Here is a 17,401-nt window from a genome sequence, read left to right as displayed (position 1 = left end):
CCGGCCCCCGGCGCGGGGCCGGACGCGGGCCCGTCGTGCGGACGGCCCGCCCCGCCCCGCCGCCCCTGCCCTCCTGCGTACCCACCCACGAGAGAGGCAGTACCACCACCGTGTCACTCACCCGCAGACAGACCGCGGCCGCCCTCGCCGCCCTGCCCCTGGCGGCACTCGCCGCCACCCCCGCCGCAGCGCACGGCGCCCCCCGTCGCACCCGTACCGTGCACATCGCGGGCGACTCGACGGCCGCGCGGAAATACGCCGACGCCGCACCCGAGACCGGCTGGGGCATGGCCCTCCCGTTCTTCCTCGGACCCGGGCTCACCGTCGCCAACCACGCCATGAACGGCCGCAGTTCCAAGAGCTTCATCGACGAAGGGCTGCTCGCCGCCCTGCTGCCGGACGTCCGCCCGGACGACCTCCTGCTGATCCAGTTCGGGCACAACGACGAGAAGACGGACGACCCGGCGCGCGGCACCGACCCGTACACGACCTACCAGGACTGCCTGCGCCGGTACATCGCCGAGGCCCGCGCCCGGCGCGCCCGGCCCGTGCTGCTCACCCCGGTCGAGCGCCGCAGGTTCGCCGCCGACGGCACCGCCAGGCCCACGCACGGCGACTACCCGGCCGCGATGCGCGCCCTGGCCGCCGCGGAGCGGGTGCCCCTGCTCGACATGCAGGCCCGCACCCTCGCCCGCTGGCAGGAGCTCGGCCCCGACGGCACCGAGGCGTACTTCAACTGGCTGGCGCCCGGCGAGTCCCCCAACTACCCCGACGGGCGGCAGGACAACACCCACTTCCGGCCCGCCGGTGCGATCGAGGCCGCCCGGATGACGGCCCGCGCCCTGCTCGACGCGCGGGTGCTCGCCCCGCGTGAACTGCGCCGGCTCGGCGCACGCGTACCCGAGACGTGGATCAGCTGGCCACCGGCCGCCTGACGCCCGCGCCACCCCCTCCCTTCCCCTTCCACAGGTCCCGCACCAGAACCGAGGATTTGTCATGTCCACACGCAGAAACCGTGCCCGCGCCATCGCCGTCGCGATGGGCTGCGCCTCGCTCGCCCTCGCCCTGAGCCTCCCCGCCCAGGCGTCCCCGCGGCACCACGGCACGAAGGGCGTCGAGCGCGCCGTCCTCGCCAAGGGCGACGGCTGGGCCTCCGCCGACGGCTCCACCACCGGTGGCGCCGCAGCGACGCCCGACCACGTCTACACCGTGCACAACCGCGCCGAACTCATCGCCGCCTTCGAGGACGCGGGCGACGCGCCGAAGATCGTCAAGATCGCCGGAACCGTCCACGGCAACGCCGACGCCGAGGGCAACCCGATCGACTGCGAGGCGTACCAGACGGACGGCTACACCCTGGACGGCTACCTGGCCGCCTACGACCCCGACACCTGGGGCCGCGAGGAGGTCCCGTACGGGCCGATGGAGGACGCCCGGCTCGCCTCCGCCAAGCTCCAGAAAGCCGCCGTCAACGTCTATGTGCCGTCCAACACCACGCTGATCGGCACCGGCCGGGACGCCACGGTCATCGGCGCGTCGATCCAGATCCAGAACGTTTCCAACGTCATCGTCCGCAACCTCGCCTTCGAGGACACCTACGACTGTTTCCCGCAGTGGGACCCGACCGACGGCGACACCGGCCACTGGAACTCGGAGTACGACAACCTCGTCGTCTACGGCTCCGACCACGTCTGGGTCGACCACAACACCTTCAGCGACGGCGACCGCCCGGACGCCGACCAGCCCTCCTACTTCAACGAGCTGTACCAGCAGCACGACGGCCTCTTCGACATCGTCAAGGGCGCCGACCTGGTCACCGTCTCCTGGAACGTCCTCAAGGACCACGACAAGACGATGCTCCTCGGCAACAGCGACGGCGCCGGGGCCACCGACCGGGGCAAGCTCCGCGTCACCCTGCACCACAACCTGTTCAAGGACGTCAACGAGCGCGCGCCCCGCGTCCGCTTCGGCCAGGTCGACTCGTACAACAACCACTTCGTCGCCACGAAGGGCAGCGTCTACGGCTACTCGTACGGGATCGGCGCCGAGTCCCACCTGGTGGCCGAGCACAACGCGTTCACGCTCAGCGGTGAGTTCGACAAGGCGAAGATCCTCAAGAAGTGGTCGGAGTCCTCCCTCACGGCCGCCGACAACTGGGTCAACGGCCGCCGCACCGACCTGGTCGCCGTGCACAACGCGGGCGTCCCCGAGGAGCAGCTGACCACGGGCGCCGGCTGGACCCCGACCCTGCGCAACCGGGTCGACCACCCGCTGCTCGTGCCGCTCGTCGTGGGCATCGGCGCGGGCGCGGGCCGGCTGCCCGGCGCCTGACCAGCAGCCCCTTCCTCCGCCGGCGCCCGCGCGGCGCCGGCGGAGGCCCGCCCCCGTGAAGGAGCACCCATGCCCACCCGACGCACCGCCCTGGCCCTCCTCGCCTCCTCCGCCCTCGCCCTCACCACCGCCTCGCCGGCCCTCGCGCACGGCCGCCCCTTCGGCCGCCACGGCTCGCCCGCCCGCCGCCCCGACCGCGCCACCCTGTACGTCGACGCGCGCGGCCGCGGCGACCACACCACCGTCCAGTCCGCCGTGGACGCCGCCACCGGCACCGGGCGCACCCTGGTCATCGCCCCCGGCACCTACCGGGAGACCGTCGACATCCCCGCCGACCGGACCGGCCTCACCCTGATCGGAGCGAGCGGCGACCCGCGCGACACGGTGATCGTGTACGACAACGCCAACGGCACCCCGCGCCCGGACGGTTCGGGCACCTACGGCACCAGCGGGTCCGCCACGGTCACCGCCCGGCCCGCCGGACTCACCGCCCGCGACCTGACCTTCGCCAACGACTGGCTGCGCGCCGGCCACCCCGACTACACCGGCACCCAGGCCGTCGCGATCAAGGTGACCGGCGACCGCTCGGCGTTCCACGGCTGCCGCTTCCTCGGCCACCAGGACACGCTGTACGCGGACTCGGCGTCGCTCACCGTCTTCGCCCGGCAGTACTACCGCGACTGTTACGTGGAAGGGGACGTCGACTTCGTCTTCGGACGGGCCTCGGCGGTCCTGGACCGCTGCCACTTCCGCACCCTGGCCCGCACCGACCTGGCCGGTGCGCCCTACGGCTTCGTCTTCGCGCCCAGCACCGCCGGGGCCGACCCGCACGGCTTCCTGGTCCTGCGCTCCCGCGTCACCAGTACCGCCCCCGACGGGTACTTCAAGCTGGCCCGCCCCTGGGTGCCGTCCTCGGACCTCACCGCGCACCCCATGCTGACGGTCCGCGACAGCCACCTGGGCCCGGGCATCGACACGGACGAGCCGTACGGCACGATGTCGGCCGGCTTCCCGTGGCAGGAGCAGCGGTTCGCGGAGTACCGCAACACGGGCCCCGGCGCGCGCGTCACCGTCCCGGCCAACCGGCCGCAGCTCACTCGGGCCGAGGCGCGGGAGCACACCCCGGCCGCGTGGTTCGGCGACTGGCGGCCGTAGAGGTCACCGCGCACGCCCGAAGCGGTCGCCCACCGCCGCCTTCCCGCCCGAGGCGCGGACCGCGTGGGCGGTCACGGAGTCGCCGGTGGCGTCCCGGTCGCCCTCCGCGTGGTTGTACTGCCCGGCGAAGGTGTGCGTCCCGGCCGGCACGGTCCGGCCGGGACGCAGCGTCCACCGGTAGACCAGATAGCCGCCGCTCTCGTTCACCGACACGGTGAAGTCCGGCTCGGGCAGCGAGCGCCAGGAGCCGGTGCTGTTCACCCCGCCGGTCTCGGCCACCCGCAGCTCCACGGTGAGCGCGGACAGCGGCTCGGTGGTCCGCAGGGTGACGTTGCTCTGCGCCCAGTACGGGTTGCTGTTCGGGTCGACCACGCCGCCGGTCCACAGCGGACCGTCCTCGGGCCGCAGCGGGGTCTTCGCGGCGGGGGCGTCCGGGGCCGGGGAGTCCGGGGTCTTCGCGGTGGCGGACGGCGCCGACGCCACCCGCCCGCCGCGCGCCCGGGCGTCGTCGCCCGCCGAGGTGACCGCGAACGCGCCGGCCGCCAGCACCCCGCAGACCGCCGCCGTCGCCCCGGCCACCCGCAGCCACGGGCGCACCACGCGCGGCGGGCGCACCGCCCCGGCCGCGGGGCCGCCCGCCATCCCACGCTCGATCCGGGCCAGCATCCGGGCCCGGTCGGGGCGGTGGGCCTCGGCGGCCTCCCGCAGCCGCCCGGACAGCTCCTCGTCGTTCACCGGTCTCCTCCGCTGCGCTGCGCCGCGACGGCCACCCGGACCCGCGCGGCGGCGGGCGTCCCGGGACCCAGCAGCCGTTGCAGTTCCGCCACCGCGCGCGAGGTCTGGCTCTTCACCGTACCCACCGAGATCCCCAGCACCAGCGAGGTGTCCCGCTCCGAGAGGTCGAAGGCGTGCCGCAGCACCACACAGGCCCGCTTGCGGAACGGCAGCCTGCGCAGCGCCTCCCGCACGTCCACCACCGCCGGCACATCGGGCCCCTCGGCCGCCGCCCCGTCGTCCCCGCCGCCGCGCGGCGCCCAGAACAGCGCGATCCGGCGGCGCTCGCGGACCGCGCTGCGGATGCGCGTCCTGGCCAGATTGGCGACGACGCCCCGCGCATAGGCCACCGGGTGCCCGGCCTCGCGGACCCGGTCCCAGCGGTGCCAGAGCGCGAGCAGGGCGTCCGCCGCGAGATCGTCGGCGGCGTCCGCCTCACCGGTCAGCAGATGGGCGAGGCGGGCCAGTTCCGCGTAATGGGCCTCGAAGAACTCATGGAACTCGGCGGCGGCGGCATCGTCGACTGCTGTGCCCACGGCTACCTCGTCCCCTGCGCTCGCACGCCCGGCCCGTCCGGATACGCCCCCGCCGGGGCGTGAGCGTACCGCAAGCGCTTCGACGGCAGGAGGGGGCCGCCGGGGCTACCGCCGGAGTGCCGCCTCCATCATCTTCCTGGCGACCGGCGCCGCCAGCCCGTTGCCGCTGACCTCCGACGCGGTCGAACCGGAGTCCTCCACGACCACGGCCAGTGCGGGAATATGAGTTCTAGGGACGAATGGGTGACCTTGTTGGTGGCTACTCGTTGTGCTGGGTGACGATCTGGGGCGATGGGGGTGTGGTGGTGGGCGCGGTGAGGGAGGTGGCGGCGTCGTTTGTCGTTTCCGGGCCGTCCGGGGTGGCGGTGCGGGACCGCCTCAAGCACATGACCGGCCAGGACGAGGAGGTGCTGCGGGCCGTCGGCGCGCACCAAGGTCGGCTGGCGTCGCGTGATCTGAAGGTCCGGTGTGCGGTCGGTCTGGACCACGCTGCGGAGTCGTGGGCTTCGCGCAAGCGTGGGCTGACGGGGGTGTCGTCGTCGCGGATTGCGGGGGCGATCACCAAGGCCACGCATGATCAGTGGGCACTGGCCCGGCGCGGCCTCGCTGCGTACATTCGCACTCTGGAGGCCGGGATCAGGACCCTGCAGCACCGGCTGTCACTACCCGTCGGAGCGGAGGGCGCGAAGCGCGCTGCGGGTGGTTACCGGTCGCGGGGTGAGTGGTTCCAGAAGTCCCGCCGCCTCAAAGCTCTGGAGGATCGGCGCACGGCTGCTGTCGCTGACTGGCGGTCGGGTCGGGTCCGGATCGTGCGTGGCGGGAAGCGCCTGCTGAACGCGCGCCACCATCTGGCCGAGGCCGCGCTGAGCGAGGGTGAGTGGCGTCAGCGGTGGGAGGCGGAGCGGTGGTTCCTCGCAGCGGATGGCGAGTCGGGCAAGCGGTACGGGAACGAGACGATCCGCGTCACCCCAGAGGGCCAGGTCAGCATCAAACTTCCCGCGCCCTTGGCCCACCTGGCCAATGCCGCGCATGGCCGCTACACCCTCACCTCGACGGTTGCGTTCGCGCATCGGGGTGGGGAGTGGGCCGACCGTGTCGAAGGCAACCGTGCTGTGGCCTACCGCATCCACTACGACACCGGCCGGGGGCGCTGGTATCTGACCGCGTCCTGGCAACGCCCCGCCGTGCAGACAGTCCCGTTGGAAGCTGCGAGGGCCGGTGGTGTGATCGGTGTGGACACCAACGCCGGCCACTTCGCCGCCTACCGCCTCGACCCCCACGGCAACCCGGTCGGCGACCCCCGCCGCTTCCCGTACGGCCTCAGCGGAACGTCCGCACATCGTGATGCGCAGGTCCGCCACGCCCTCACCCGCCTGCTGCACTGGGCCCGCCGGACCGGTGTCACCGCGATCGCGATCGAGGACCTGGACTTCGGGGCGGAGAAGACGCGGGAGAAGCACGGGCGCAGGAAGCGTTTCCGGCAGCTGATCTCCGGTATGCCCACCGGAAAGCTCAAGGCCCGCCTGGTCTCCATGGCCGCCGAACAGGACCTGTCGATCATCGCGGTCGACCCGGCCTACACCTCACGGTGGGGTGGACAGCACTGGCAGAAGCCACTGACCACCCCGCACCGGGAGGTGTCCCGTCACGATGCCGCCGGTATCGCGATCGGGCGACGCGCCCTCGGACACCCGATCCGGCGTCGGACGACACCGCCCCGTGCGCACCAGAGCGATGCGCACGGGCATCGGACCGTCCAGGCCGCACCAGGTGCCCCTGGGCGTGAGGGACCCCGCCCCCGCATCCCCGGACCACGGACTCGATCCGTGTCACCGGACACGGCGAGAACGCGGGCAACCAGTGCATCCACGACCGTTTGGGATGCGCCAGATGGCCAGGTCTGGGCTCAAGGCCCACCCCTGCTCACTGAATAGGAACGGTGTTGCTGTTGTTCACGCCTCTCTCGGCGGTGCCTGTCCTGCCGCTCACCTCGGCCCCGTAGATCTGGGCGCTGGTGCTGATGCCCCGCTTCGGGACCGTCGCCATGGTGTTGTGCAGCCGCTTCGTGGTGCCCTCGGGGGCGGTCCCGCGTTCCTCACGAGCGCTCGCCGTGCTCCGCCTGCGCAGCACCCGCGCATCCGTCTCCCGGCTGCCGCCCCGCTCGCTCCGGGCGACGGCCTCTTCGAGGTCGAGCTCCTGGCACGTGCGGCACGGTTCGGGTTCCTCCGGGGCCGGGGCGCTCACGCGACCTCGCCCCGGCTGCGGGCGTTCTCCCTCGCGGTGCGTGCGGCGAGCCGTTCGGCGGGGGTCGCGTCCCGGGTGTGCTCGGGCCGCACCTCCCACTCCGTACCGCCCCTCGGCGACCGGAGCGTCCAGTTGGGGCCGGCGACACCTCGGAACTCCCCGACCAGCGACTGACGATGCCCGATCGTTCGCTCATGTCCTACGCGGAGTCGGCGCATGATCGAGCGGTTACGAAAGGGCACTCAGTGACGATCGAATCCCCCCCCCCGCTGGTACACCTCCTCGTGCAGCGAGAACGGCGGCCAATGCGTCGCGGTCGCCACCAACCTCGCCGCCTCCACCGGCACCATCCCCGTCCGGGACTCCAAGGTCCCGGACGGGCCCGCGCTCTACCTCCGTACCGGCGCCTTCACCGCCTTCGTGGCGGGCGTCAAGCGGGACGGGTTCGGCCTGGCCTGACGGTGTCGGCCCCGCCGACCCAGCATGCCCAGGAAGTGGGCGCGCCGGGTCGGCGGACCGGGGTGTCAGAGCCTGCGGGTGGCGAGCGTCAGCCGGTCGCGCGCGTCGAACAGCGCGTCCTTGACCGTCTGTTCGTGCGCGGGCGTGAGCCGGGCGACCGGCACCGAGCAGCTGATGGCGTCCCGGGCCGGGGTGCGGTACGGCACGGCGACGCCGAAGCAGCGCAGCCCCAGCGTGTTCTCCTCGCGGTCCACCGCGTACCCCTGTTCGCGGATCTGGTGCAGCTCCTCGATGAGCTTCTCCCGGTCCGTCAGGGTGTGTTCGGTGAGCGCGGGCAGCGTCTCGGGCAGCATCTTGCGGACCTGCTCGTCGCTGTAGGTGGCGAGCAGCGCCTTGCCGAGCGAGGTGGAGTGCGCGGGCAGCCGGCGGCCGACCCGGGTGAAGGGGCGCAGATAGTGCTGGGACTGGCGGGTGGCGAGGTAGACCACGTTGGTGCCGTCGAGCCGGGCCAGGTGGATGGTCTCCGTGGTGTCGTCGGAGAGCCGGTCGAGCGTGGGGCGGGCCGCGGCGACGACCTCGTCGCCGTCGATGTACGAGGTGCCGACCAGCAGGGCCCGTACGCCGATCCCGTAACGCGTGCCGGTCGCGTCCGTCTCCACCCAGCCCAGCTCCACCAGGGTGCGCAGCAGCATATAGAGGCTGGACTTCGGATAGCCGACGGCCTCCTGGACCGCGGCGAGCGAGTGCATGCCGGGCCGCCCCGCGAAGAACTCCAGCAGCTCGACCGTCCGTACCGCGGACTTGACCTGCGCCCCACCCGACTCGGGAACCGACATCGCCCTGCCCCTTTCACCCCGCCGACGAAACCCTGCGACTTCTTGCCAACACCGAACGCCCGGAAATAGAGTCGCTTCACATTCACGTTCAGGAACGCTGTTCAGGATACCGAACAGCTTATACCGGACGACTTCTGATGTGCGGCAGTGGAGCGGAAGGAAACACGGTGGCAGCAGCACCAGTCTGGAGCGTCGACCCCCGCACCGGGAACCCGCGCGAGCAGGTTGCGGTGGAGGCCACAGCGGAGGAGGTCGACCGCGCGGTCCGCGCCGCCCACGCGGTGCGCGGCTCCCTCGCCGACCGCACCACGCGCGCCGCGTTCCTGCGCATGGCCGCCGAACTGCTCACCGAGGCCGGGGACCACGTCATCGAGGCCGCCGACGCCGAGACCGCCCTCGGACCGGCCCGGCTGACCGGCGAACTCGCCCGCACCGCGGCCCAGCTGCGGGCCTTCGCGGAGGTCGTCGACGAGGGCGCCTTCCTCGACGTCCACATCGACCACGCGGACGCCACCCGCACCCCGCCCTGGCCCGACCTGCGCCGCTACAAGATCCCGCTCGGCGTCGTCGCGGTCTACGCGGCCAGCAACTTCCCGCTCGCCTTCTCCGTGCCCGGCGGCGACACCGCCAGCGCCCTCGCGGCCGGCTGCCCCGTCGTCGTCAAGGCCCACCCGGACCACCCGGCGACCTCCGAGCTCTGCGCCTCCGTGCTGCGCCGGGCCGCCGCGCGCACCGGGCTGCCCGAGGACGTCGTCACCCTCGTCCACGGCTTCGAGGCGGGCGTCGCCCTCGTCCGGCACCCGCTCGTCGCCGCCGCCGGATTCACCGGCTCGGTGCGCGGCGGGCGCGCCCTGTTCGACGCGGCGGCCGCCCGCCCCGCGCCCATCCCCTTCCACGGCGAACTGGGCTCGCTCAACCCCGTCGTCGTCACCGGGGCCGCCGCCGCCGAGCGCGGCGAGGAGATCGGCGCGGGCCTGGCCGGCTCGATGACCATGGGCGCCGGACAGTTCTGCACCAAGCCCGGATTCGTCCTGGTCCCCGAGGGCGAGGGCGGCGACCGCCTCCTCAAGGCGCTCACCGAGGCCGTCAGCGACACCGAGGCCGGCGTCCTGCTCGACCACCGCATGCGCGACGCCTTCCTCGCCGGGGTCACCGAGCGCACCGCGCTCCCCGGGGTCGAGGCGCCCGTCACCCCCGGCGCGGCCGGCGAGCACACCGTCGCGGCCGGCTTCCTGACCGTCCCGGCCCGCGCGCTCACCGCCGAGGGCCCGCACGACGCGCTCCTGGAGGAGTGCTTCGGCCCCGTCACCGTCGTCGCCCGCTACGCCTCCGAGGACGAGATCACCACCGTCCTGACCCGCCTCCCCGGCAACCTCACCGCTACCCTCCATCTCGCCGCCAAGGAGGCCGGGGGCGGCGCCGCGGACCTCCTCGCCGCGCTCACCCCGCTCGCCGGCCGGGTCCTCGTCAACGGCTGGCCGACCGGCGTCGCCGTCGCCCCCGCCCAGCACCACGGCGGCCCCTACCCCGCCACCACCTCCACCTCCACCTCGGTCGGCGCCACCGCCATCGAGCGCTGGCTGCGCCCGGTCAGCTACCAGACCACCCCCGAAGCGCTCCTCCCGCCCGAGCTGCGCGAGGACAACCCGCTGGGCCTGCCCCGCCGCGTGGACGGACGACCCGCGTGAACCTCCCCGAACTCCCCTTCGCGCTCCAGCCGTACGGCCCCGAGGGCGGCTGGACGTACGAGAACGGCACGCTCACCGGCCGCGCCGGCGCCCGCCAGGACCGCTTCGTCCCACCGGGCGGCGACAGCCTGGACCCGGCGAGCGACGCGCCCCGGCTGCTCGGCGCCGCCCCGGCGGGCGACTTCCAGCTCATCGCCCGGGTGAAGGTGGGCTTCGCCGCCGCCTTCGACGCGGGCGTGCTCCACCTCCACACCGGCGACCGGGAGTGGGCCAAGCTCTGCCTGGAGCTGTCCCCGGAGCGCCCGACCATCTGCACGGTGGTCACCCGGGGCCACTCGGACGACGTCAACTCCTCCGTCGTGGACGGCGACACCCACTGGCTGCGCCTGAGCCGCACGGGACACGCCTTCGCCTTCCACGCCTCGGCCGACGGCGAGAAGTGGACCTTCGTCCGCGTCTTCACCCTCGGCACCCCGGAGCAGGCGGCCACCGCGTCCGTCGGCTTCCTCGCCCAGTCACCCACGGGCGAGGGCTGCGAGGTGACCTTCGACCGGATCGCCTTCCGGCCGGAGGGGCTGACCGACCTCCGCGACGGCAGCTGACGCCTTTCGTCCGGGGCCGGACAGGACCGGGCCGGGCCGGCGGCGGAACCGGCGCCCCGGCCCGTACGTCCTCCCCACCATGATTCGTACAGCGACGCAGGACGACCTCGACGCGATAGTCACCCTGCACACCGAGGCCAGGGCCACCTACTACAGCGGCCATCTCGCCGAGGAGGAGTACGCGGGCCCGGCCGAGGTGGGCCGGAGCCGGGACGGCTGGGCGCGGGCGGTGGACCGGGAGGACGCCACCGTGCTCGTCGCCGAGGAGGACGGCGCGCTCGTCGGCATCGCCGCCCACTCGGTGCGCGACGGATGGACGTACCTCACTCAGCTCCACGTCTCCCCGGCCCACTGGCGCGAGGGCGTCGGCAGCGCCCTGCACCTCGCGTGCGTCGCGGACTGGCGGCGGCGCGGTGTGACGCGGGCCCGGCTGGAGGTCTTCGAGCCCAATAAGCGCGCCCAGGCGTTCTACTCCGCGTGTGGCTGGGTCGCGGACCCGGAGACGCCCCGGCACGGCGACCATCTGGTGCTGCGCCTCACGGTGCGGGAAGAGGTGCCGGGAGGGCCCGCGAGGGGCTGAGCACACCCGGGCCGGGGAATGGTCCGGGCCCGTCACGCGTTGGAGCGGGAGCGGAGGCAGCCTCCGCGCCCTGTCGCAGTCGTCCGAGAGAGTCCGGAGAGAAGAAGAGTCATGCGCGTCGAGATCTGGAGCGACATCGCCTGCCCCTGGTGTTATGTCGGAAAAGCCCGTTTCGAGAAGGGTCTCGCGGACTTCGCCCACCGCGACGACGTCGAGATCGTGCACCGCTCCTTCGAGCTCGACCCCGGCCGCGCCAAGGACGACACCGAGCTGGTCACCGACATGCTGGCGCGGAAGTACGGGCGCACCCCCGACGAGGTCCGCTCGATGGAGGCCAACGTCGCCGCCAACGCCCGGGCCGAAGGGCTCGGCTACCTCACCGAGGGCCGCGACCACGGCAACACGTTCGACATCCACCGCCTGCTGCACCTGGCCAGGGCCCGCGGCCGCCAGGACGAGCTGCTGAGCCTCGCCTACCGGGCCAACTTCGCCGAGCGGCGGTCCGTCTTCGACGACACCGTCCTGCTGGACCTGGCCGTCGAGGCGGGACTCGACGCCGGGGAGGCGCGGGCGGTGCTCGCCGACCCGGGGGCGTACGCCGAGGAGGTGCGCGCCGACGAGCGGGAGGCGGCCGAGCTGGGCGCCAACGCGGTGCCGTTCTTCGTGTTCGACCGGCGTTACGGCATCTCCGGCGGCCAGCCCGCCGAGGTGTTCACCCAGGCGCTGGAACAGGCGTGGAAGGACCGCCCGGTGACCGCCGCCGGCGACGCGGCGGCCTGCGACGCCGACGGGGCCTGCGAGGTCCCAGGGGCAGCGGCCCGGAACGCCTGACCCCACCTGGAAACATAAGCATCGCTTGGGGCCGGCCGTGAATTCTTGTGAATTGACCCGAGGTCGGTGAAGGTTCACGCTGAACGCATGACGATCTCTCAGCTCAGCCGTGCCGTCGCCGCCGAGTTCGCACCCGAGACCACCTACCTCAACACCTCCACCTGCGGGCTGCTGCCCCGCCGCACCGTCGACGCGGTGAAGACGCTCGCCGAGGAGAACGCCGCCGGCCGCCGCGCCGGCTCGGGCGACTTCGAGGCGGTGGACCGCGCCCGGGACGGCTTCGCGCGGCTCGTCGGCGTCGGGGCGGACCGGGTCGCCGTCGGCGGCTCGGTCGCCGCCCACGTCGGCCTGATCGCGGCCTCGCTGCCCCCGGGGGCCGAAGTGCTCGCCCCCGAGGGCGAGTTCAGCTCGGTCGTCAGCCCCTTCGCGGTCCGCGGCGACCTCGACATGCGGTATGTGCCGCTGGCCGGGCTGGCCGAGGCCGTGCGCCCCTCCACCGCGCTCGTCGCCTTCTCCTCGGTGCAGTCGGCGGACGGCCGCCGCGCCGGCCTGGCCGAGGTCCGGGCCGCCGCGGCCGCCCACGGCGCCCGCACCCTGCTGGACGCCACCCAGTCGGCGGGCTGGCTGCCGCTCGACGCGGGGGCCTACGACTACACGGTCACCGGCGGCTTCAAGTACCTGCTCTGCCCGCGCGGCACGTCGTTCCTCACCGTCACCGAGGACGCGCAGGCGGACGTCACACCCGTGTACGCGGGCTGGGTCGCCGCCGAGGACCGGTGGGGCAGCACCTACGGACCGGTCACCAAGCTGGCGTCCGAGGCCCGCCGCTACGACGAGCCCCCGGCCTTCCTCGCGTACCACGGCGCCGAACACTCCCTCGCCCTGCTCCACGAGATCGGCATCGACGCCCTGCACGACCACGCCCTCGCGCTCGCCGACCGCTTCCGCGCCGGTGTCACGGCCCTCGGGCACCCGACCGTCCCCTCCGACACCGTCGTCGTCGCGGTGCCCGGCCTCGGCGACCGGGCACCGGAGCTCCAGCAGGCCGGCGTCCTGGTCGCCGGCCGGGCCGGCAATCTGCGCGCCTCCTTCCACCTCTACAACACCGAGGCGGACGTGGACCGCGCGCTCGACCTGCTCGCCGGCTGACGGGCCTCCGCCGCGCACCCGGTCATGCCGAGTCGCGGCGGACCAGCTCGGTCGGCAGTATCACCGCGGCCGGGTCCTCCCCGCCGATCTGCGCCAGCAGCACCCGTACCATCTCGGCGCTGATCCGGTCCCACGGCTGACGGATCGTCGTCAGCGCCGGCCGGGAGGCGAGCGCGGCGGGGGAGTCGTCGAAACCGCCCACCGCGACATCGCGCGGCACGCTGCGCCCGGCCTTCTCCAGGGCCGCGAGCACGCCCTGCGCCATCAGGTCCGAGGCCACGAACACCGCGTCCAGGTCCGGGGCCCGCTCCAGGAGCAGCGCCGCCGCCGTCTCGCCGCCCGCCCGGCTGTAGTCGCCGGGCACGATCAGCGAGTCGTCGGCGGGCAGCCCGCAGTCGGCCAGCATCTCGCGGTACCCGGCCAGCCGCTCGACGCCGCCCGGGGTGTCCAGCGGGCCGCTGACCGTACCGATGCGGCGGCGCCCCGACTCGTACAGGAAGCGCACCATGTCCCGGGCGCCGTCCCGGTCGGCGGCCGCCACATAGCTCACCTTCGAGCCCTGCCCGAGCGGCTTCCCGCACGCCACGAGGGGGACGCCCGCCTCGTGCAGCCGGGCGGCGACCGGGTCGCCGGAGTGGCTGGAGACCAGCAGGACCCCGTCCACATGGCCGGCGATGTACCGCATGTTCCGGCGGCGCTCGGCCTCCGTGCCCGCGATCATCAGCAGCAGCGGGATGTCGTGCGCGGCGAGCGCGCTCGTGCAGCCCCGCAGCAGCACATTGAAGTTCGGGTCCTCGAAGAACCGCTCCTGCGGCTCGGTGAGCAGGAAGGCCACCGAGTCCGAGCGGCCCGTGATCAGCGACCTGGCGTGCCGGTTCACCGTGTAACCGGTCTTGCGGATGGCCGCGTTGACAGCGTCGAGCGCGGCCGGGCTGACGTTGTGACCGCCGTTGAGCACCCGGGAGACCGTGCCCCGGGAGACCCCCGCCTCCCGCGCCACATCGTGGATCGTCGGCGGCCGGCGGCGTCCCGTACCGGTCTGTTCTGTGCGGCTCATGGTGCGTGATCTTTCATCAAGTGGCGTCCTGGCGGGGCCCGTCAGGACTTTACGGCCCCGGAGAGCAGGTCGAGGCTCCAGAATCGCTGGATGACCAGGAACAGGGCGATCAGCGGGACGATCGCGAGCAGCGCCCCCGTGATCACCAGCGTATAGAGGGCCGGGGTGGTGGACCCCTGCTGGAGCAGGGTGAACAGCCCGAGCGTGACCGGGAACTTCTCGTCGTCACCGAGCATGATGTACGGCAGCAGGAAGTTGTTCCAGATCGCGACGAACTGGAAGAGGAAGACCGTCACCAGGCCCGGCAGCATCATCGGCAGGGCGATGGTGCGGAAGATCCGCCACTCGCCGCCGCCGTCCATCCGCCCGGCCTCGATCACATCGCCCGGCACGGCCGCCGCCGCGTAGATCCGGGCGAGGTAGACCCCGTACGGGGAGAGGATCACGGGCAGCATCACCGACAGGTAGGAGTCGGTGAGGTCGGCCTTTGCCATCAGCAGGTACTGCGGCACCGCGAGGATCACCGGCGGCATCAGCACCCCGGCGAGCAGGATGTTGAAGATGCTCTCCCGGCCCCGGAAGCGGTACACCGCCAGGGCGTACCCGGAGACCGCGGAGACCGCCGTGGACAGCAGCGCCCCCACGCCGGCGTACAGCGCCGAGTTGGCCATCCACCGCCAGTACACCCCGTCCCGGTACGCCGACAGATCGGCGACGTTGTCCGCGAAGCCGGACCCGGGCAGGAAGGTGAACGTGGAGAACAGCTCGCTGCCGGACTTCGTCGAGGCGACGAGAATCCAGGCGACGGGCAGCAGGCAGTAGACGGCGCCCAGCAGCAGGGCCGCCGTGGGCACGAGAGCGAACCGGCGACGGGGCGTGGGCCCCGGGTGCGTCGTGGTCACCGGGAGCCCCCCTGCTTCGTACGGGAGTTGGCCGCCCGGAGGAATCCGAAGGACAGCGCCAGGGTGACGGCGGCGATGATGACCGCCTGGGCGGCCGCCGCGTAGATGTCGTTGTTGACGAACGCGTCCTGGTAGACCTTCATCAGCGGACTCCAGGTGGTGGAGAGGGAGTTGGTGAGCGGCTTCAGCGTGGTCGGCTCGTTGAACACCTGAAGCGTCGCGATGATCGAGAAGAAGAAGGTCAGCACCAGCGAGGGCGCCACCATCGGGATCTTGATCCGGAGCGCGATCTGCAGCTGCGAGCAGCCGTCGAGGCGGGCCGCCTCGAAGATCTCGGCGGGGATGGCCCGCAGCGAGGTGTAGATCACGATCATGTTGAAGCCGGTGCCGCCCCAGACCGCGATGTTGGCGAGCGCGCCGTAGAGCGGCCCGCCGTCCAGGAGGTCCGGCGCGGGCAGCCCCGCCTTGTCCAGCACGAAGTGGAACGGGCTGACGTCCGGCAGGTAGAGAAAGCCCCACATCAGGGCGGCGACCACGCCCGGGATGGCGTACGGGAGGAAGATCGCCAGCCGGGTGAAGCCGCGCAGCCGCAGCCGTTCGGTGTCCAGGAGCAGGGCGAAGAGCAGGGCAAGACCGAGCATCACGGGCACGACGATCGCGCCGTAGCCGAGGATGCGCAGCGCGCCGTGCAGCAGCTCGGAGTCGGCGAGCGCCGCGCGGTAGTTGGCGAAGCCGGCCCAGACCTCCTTGCGCGCGCCCTTGCCGAGACCCAGTCCGCTGACCTCGGTGCGGCGCAGCGAGAGGTGGACGGCGTAGCCGATGGGCAGGGCGAAGAAGAGCAGGAACAGCACGGTGGCGGGGATCAGGAAGGCGTACGGGGCGCTCTTGACCCCGTACGGCCTCCGGCGGCGTGCGCGTGTCACTCGGAGACTCCGAAGCCCTGCTTCTTCAGGTCGGCGAGCGTGGCGTCCTGCATCGCGGTCAGGGCCGGGGCGAAGTCGGACCTGTTCTTGGCGGCCTTGGCGAAGTTGTCCTTGAACGAGGAGTACGCGACGTTCACGTTCGGGCCCCAGGCGGCCGGGGCGGTGCCCTTGGCGATCTTGGCGGCCTCGGTGTAGAAGTCCGGCTGGTTGGCGAAGTAGGCCGGCGGCTTCGCGAGCGCGCCGCCGGTCTGGGCGGCGGTGGCTGCGGGGTAGATACCGCTCTCCTTGACCAGGGCGGCGAGCGCGGCCGGGTCGGTGTTCAGCCACTTCGCGAAGGCGGCCGCGGCCTCCTTGTGCTGCGAGTCGTTGGTGACCGCGGTGGAGGAGCCGCCCCAGCTGCCGGTGACGTTCTCGCCGGCGGTCCACTGGGGGAGCGGGGCCATCGCCCACTTGCCCGCGGTGTCGGGGGCCGCGGTGGTCAGGGTGCCGGGCGCCCAGACCGCGCTGACCCAGGCGATCTGCTTGCCGGTGTTGAGCGCCTTGTTCCAGGCGGGGGTGTACATCGGCTGGTTGTCGATGGCGCCCTCCTTGACCAGCCCGCCCCAGAAGCTCGCGACCTTCCGGGTGGCCGGGTCGTCGATGGCGACCTTCCACTCGTCGTCCACGATCGTCCACCACTGCGCGCCGGCCTGCTGGGCCAGGCCCGCGAAGAGACCGGAGTCGTTGGAGGAGAAGGTGGTGAGGTCCTTGTCCGGCGCCTTCCGCTTCAGCGCGCGGGCGGTCTCGGCGAACTCGTCCCAGGTGGTGGGCACCGACAGCCCGTACTTCTCGAACAGGTCCTTGCGGTAGTAGAACATCAGCGGACCGGAGTCCTGCGGCAGCGCGTACAGGGCGGCCGAGCCCACGGTCGCCTGCTGCCAGACACCCTCGGCGAACTGGTCCTCGACGTCGCCCGCCTCGTCGGATATGTCGGCGAGCACGTCGTTGGAGACCAGCGTGGGCAGTGCCTGGTACTCCGCCTGCACCAGGTCGGGAGCCTTGTGCGCCTTCGCCGCGGTGATGATCTTGGTGACCAGGTCGTCGCCGGACGCCTGCTTCTTCACCGTGACCTCGATACCGGCCTTCTTGCCCTCGCCCTTGTTCCAGATGTCCGCGACCTTGTCCAGGCCGGGGGCCCAGGCCCAGTAGGTGAGCGAGACGGGGCCGGACGCGGCCGGTCCTTCGCCGTCGTCGGCCGACGAGCCGCAGCCCGTGAGCAGTGCGGTGGCGGCGAGCGAGGCGGCCGCACAGGCCGCGACGATGCGGTACTTCATGGAGGTCTCCCCTGACGAGAA

The 17,401-nt window shown here is 72.8% G+C and carries 16 protein-coding genes and 2 pseudogenes; 10 read left to right on the top strand and 8 right to left on the bottom strand.

Annotated features, from left to right (window positions below):
- The first annotated feature begins 110 nt into the window (after window positions 1–110).
- The 3 genes from OG338_RS05190 (at window position 111) to OG338_RS05180 (ending at window position 3,486) form a co-directional block, all read left to right on the top strand.
- The gene (locus OG338_RS05190; protein ID WP_405936185.1) at window positions 111–935 is read left to right on the top strand and encodes a rhamnogalacturonan acetylesterase; all 825 of its coding nucleotides are present in this window, start codon (window positions 111–113) and stop codon (window positions 933–935) included.
- 61 nt (window positions 936–996) lie between these two features.
- Window positions 997–2,331, top strand: a complete 1,335-nt coding sequence (locus tag OG338_RS05185; RefSeq protein ID WP_405936184.1) for a polysaccharide lyase family 1 protein — start codon at window positions 997–999, stop codon at window positions 2,329–2,331.
- Between the two features lie 69 nt (window positions 2,332–2,400).
- On the top strand, window positions 2,401–3,486 hold the full coding sequence (locus tag OG338_RS05180) for a pectinesterase family protein (RefSeq protein ID WP_405936183.1): 1,086 nt from the start codon (window positions 2,401–2,403) through the stop codon (window positions 3,484–3,486).
- A 3-nt stretch (window positions 3,487–3,489) separates the two neighbouring features.
- Here OG338_RS05180 and OG338_RS05175 read toward each other — a convergent pair whose 3' ends face one another.
- Window positions 3,490–4,221, bottom strand: coding sequence for a hypothetical protein (locus tag OG338_RS05175; RefSeq protein WP_405936182.1), 732 nt, complete (start codon window positions 4,219–4,221; stop codon window positions 3,490–3,492).
- Window positions 4,218–4,796, bottom strand: a complete 579-nt coding sequence (locus OG338_RS05170) for a SigE family RNA polymerase sigma factor (RefSeq protein WP_405936181.1) — start codon at window positions 4,794–4,796, stop codon at window positions 4,218–4,220. The genes OG338_RS05175 and OG338_RS05170 overlap by 4 nt, the downstream gene beginning before the upstream one ends.
- 305 nt (window positions 4,797–5,101) lie before the next feature.
- Here OG338_RS05170 and OG338_RS05165 point away from each other — a divergent pair, with 305 nt between their 5' ends.
- Window positions 5,102–6,730, top strand: a complete 1,629-nt coding sequence (locus OG338_RS05165) for an IS200/IS605 family accessory protein TnpB-related protein (protein ID WP_405940322.1) — start codon at window positions 5,102–5,104, stop codon at window positions 6,728–6,730.
- Here OG338_RS05165 and OG338_RS05160 read toward each other — a convergent pair.
- Window positions 6,720–7,040, bottom strand: a complete 321-nt coding sequence (locus OG338_RS05160; RefSeq protein WP_405936180.1) for a hypothetical protein — start codon at window positions 7,038–7,040, stop codon at window positions 6,720–6,722. The two genes, OG338_RS05165 and OG338_RS05160, sit on opposite strands and share 11 nt — an antisense overlap.
- A 264-nt stretch (window positions 7,041–7,304) precedes the next feature.
- Here OG338_RS05160 and OG338_RS05155 point away from each other — a divergent pair.
- Window positions 7,305–7,499, top strand: a pseudogene (locus tag OG338_RS05155) (DUF397 domain-containing protein); the annotation flags it as partial.
- Window positions 7,500–7,564: 65 nt separating this feature from the next.
- Here the strand turns inward: OG338_RS05155 and OG338_RS05150 are convergent.
- A complete protein-coding gene (locus OG338_RS05150; protein WP_405936179.1) occupies window positions 7,565–8,335 on the bottom strand; it encodes an IclR family transcriptional regulator in 771 nt (256 codons plus the stop codon).
- 167 nt (window positions 8,336–8,502) lie between these two features.
- Between OG338_RS05150 and OG338_RS05145 the strand changes: the two genes are divergently transcribed.
- From OG338_RS05145 to OG338_RS05125, 5 genes and pseudogenes are all read left to right on the top strand, one after another.
- Window positions 8,503–10,023: an aldehyde dehydrogenase (NADP(+)) gene (locus OG338_RS05145; RefSeq protein WP_405936178.1), complete on the top strand. Its 1,521-nt coding sequence runs from the start codon at window positions 8,503–8,505 to the stop codon at window positions 10,021–10,023.
- Complete coding sequence (locus tag OG338_RS05140; protein WP_405936177.1) at window positions 10,020–10,625, top strand: DUF1349 domain-containing protein; 606 nt, start codon at window positions 10,020–10,022, stop codon at window positions 10,623–10,625. Before OG338_RS05145 ends, OG338_RS05140 begins: the two co-directional genes overlap by 4 nt.
- 52 nt (window positions 10,626–10,677) lie before the next feature.
- A pseudogene (locus tag OG338_RS05135) lies at window positions 10,678–11,205 on the top strand (GNAT family N-acetyltransferase); the annotation flags it as partial.
- A 111-nt stretch (window positions 11,206–11,316) separates the two neighbouring features.
- Window positions 11,317–12,036, top strand: a complete 720-nt coding sequence (locus OG338_RS05130) for a DsbA family oxidoreductase (protein WP_405936176.1) — start codon at window positions 11,317–11,319, stop codon at window positions 12,034–12,036.
- Between the two features lie 87 nt (window positions 12,037–12,123).
- Window positions 12,124–13,185: an aminotransferase class V-fold PLP-dependent enzyme gene (locus tag OG338_RS05125; RefSeq protein ID WP_405936175.1), complete on the top strand. Its 1,062-nt coding sequence runs from the start codon at window positions 12,124–12,126 to the stop codon at window positions 13,183–13,185.
- Between the two features lie 22 nt (window positions 13,186–13,207).
- Here OG338_RS05125 and OG338_RS05120 read toward each other — a convergent pair whose 3' ends face one another.
- The 4 genes from OG338_RS05120 to OG338_RS05105 are packed head-to-tail and all read right to left on the bottom strand — an operon-like array spanning window position 13,208 to window position 17,380.
- Window positions 13,208–14,242: a LacI family DNA-binding transcriptional regulator gene (locus OG338_RS05120; protein ID WP_405936174.1), complete on the bottom strand. Its 1,035-nt coding sequence runs from the start codon at window positions 14,240–14,242 to the stop codon at window positions 13,208–13,210.
- A 41-nt stretch (window positions 14,243–14,283) separates the two neighbouring features.
- Entirely contained in the window at window positions 14,284–15,144 is an 861-nt protein-coding gene (locus tag OG338_RS05115) for a carbohydrate ABC transporter permease (protein WP_405936173.1), read from the bottom strand.
- Complete coding sequence (locus OG338_RS05110; protein WP_405936172.1) at window positions 15,141–16,067, bottom strand: carbohydrate ABC transporter permease; 927 nt, start codon at window positions 16,065–16,067, stop codon at window positions 15,141–15,143. Before OG338_RS05110 ends, OG338_RS05115 begins: the two co-directional genes overlap by 4 nt.
- Window positions 16,064–17,380 (bottom strand): extracellular solute-binding protein, encoded by a 1,317-nt coding sequence (locus OG338_RS05105; RefSeq protein ID WP_405936171.1) that lies wholly within the window; start codon window positions 17,378–17,380, stop codon window positions 16,064–16,066. Before OG338_RS05105 ends, OG338_RS05110 begins: the two co-directional genes overlap by 4 nt.
- Window positions 17,381–17,401: the final 21 nt, after the last annotated feature.

The organism is Streptomyces sp. NBC_00726 (assembly GCF_045161735.1).
In the GTDB taxonomy this organism is placed as follows: Bacteria; Actinomycetota; Actinomycetes; order Streptomycetales; family Streptomycetaceae; genus Streptomyces.
The sequence above is the reverse complement of the archived record's forward strand: the minus strand, read 5'-3'. Positions and strand labels throughout refer to the sequence as shown.

What these genes read in the sequence shown, in the direction of transcription:
- OG338_RS05150 (WP_405936179.1), bottom strand. Translation starts at nt 8,335, where the DNA reads ATGTCGGTTCCCGAGTCGGGTGGGGCGCAGGTCAAGTCCGCGGTACGG.
- OG338_RS05130 (WP_405936176.1), top strand. Translation starts at nt 11,317, where the DNA reads ATGCGCGTCGAGATCTGGAGCGACATCGCCTGCCCCTGGTGTTATGTC.
- OG338_RS05120 (WP_405936174.1), bottom strand. Translation starts at nt 14,242, where the DNA reads ATGAGCCGCACAGAACAGACCGGTACGGGACGCCGCCGGCCGCCGACG.
- OG338_RS05185 (WP_405936184.1), top strand. Translation starts at nt 997, where the DNA reads ATGTCCACACGCAGAAACCGTGCCCGCGCCATCGCCGTCGCGATGGGC.
- OG338_RS05125 (WP_405936175.1), top strand. Translation starts at nt 12,124, where the DNA reads ATGACGATCTCTCAGCTCAGCCGTGCCGTCGCCGCCGAGTTCGCACCC.
- OG338_RS05105 (WP_405936171.1), bottom strand. Translation starts at nt 17,380, where the DNA reads ATGAAGTACCGCATCGTCGCGGCCTGTGCGGCCGCCTCGCTCGCCGCC.
- OG338_RS05180 (WP_405936183.1), top strand. Translation starts at nt 2,401, where the DNA reads ATGCCCACCCGACGCACCGCCCTGGCCCTCCTCGCCTCCTCCGCCCTC.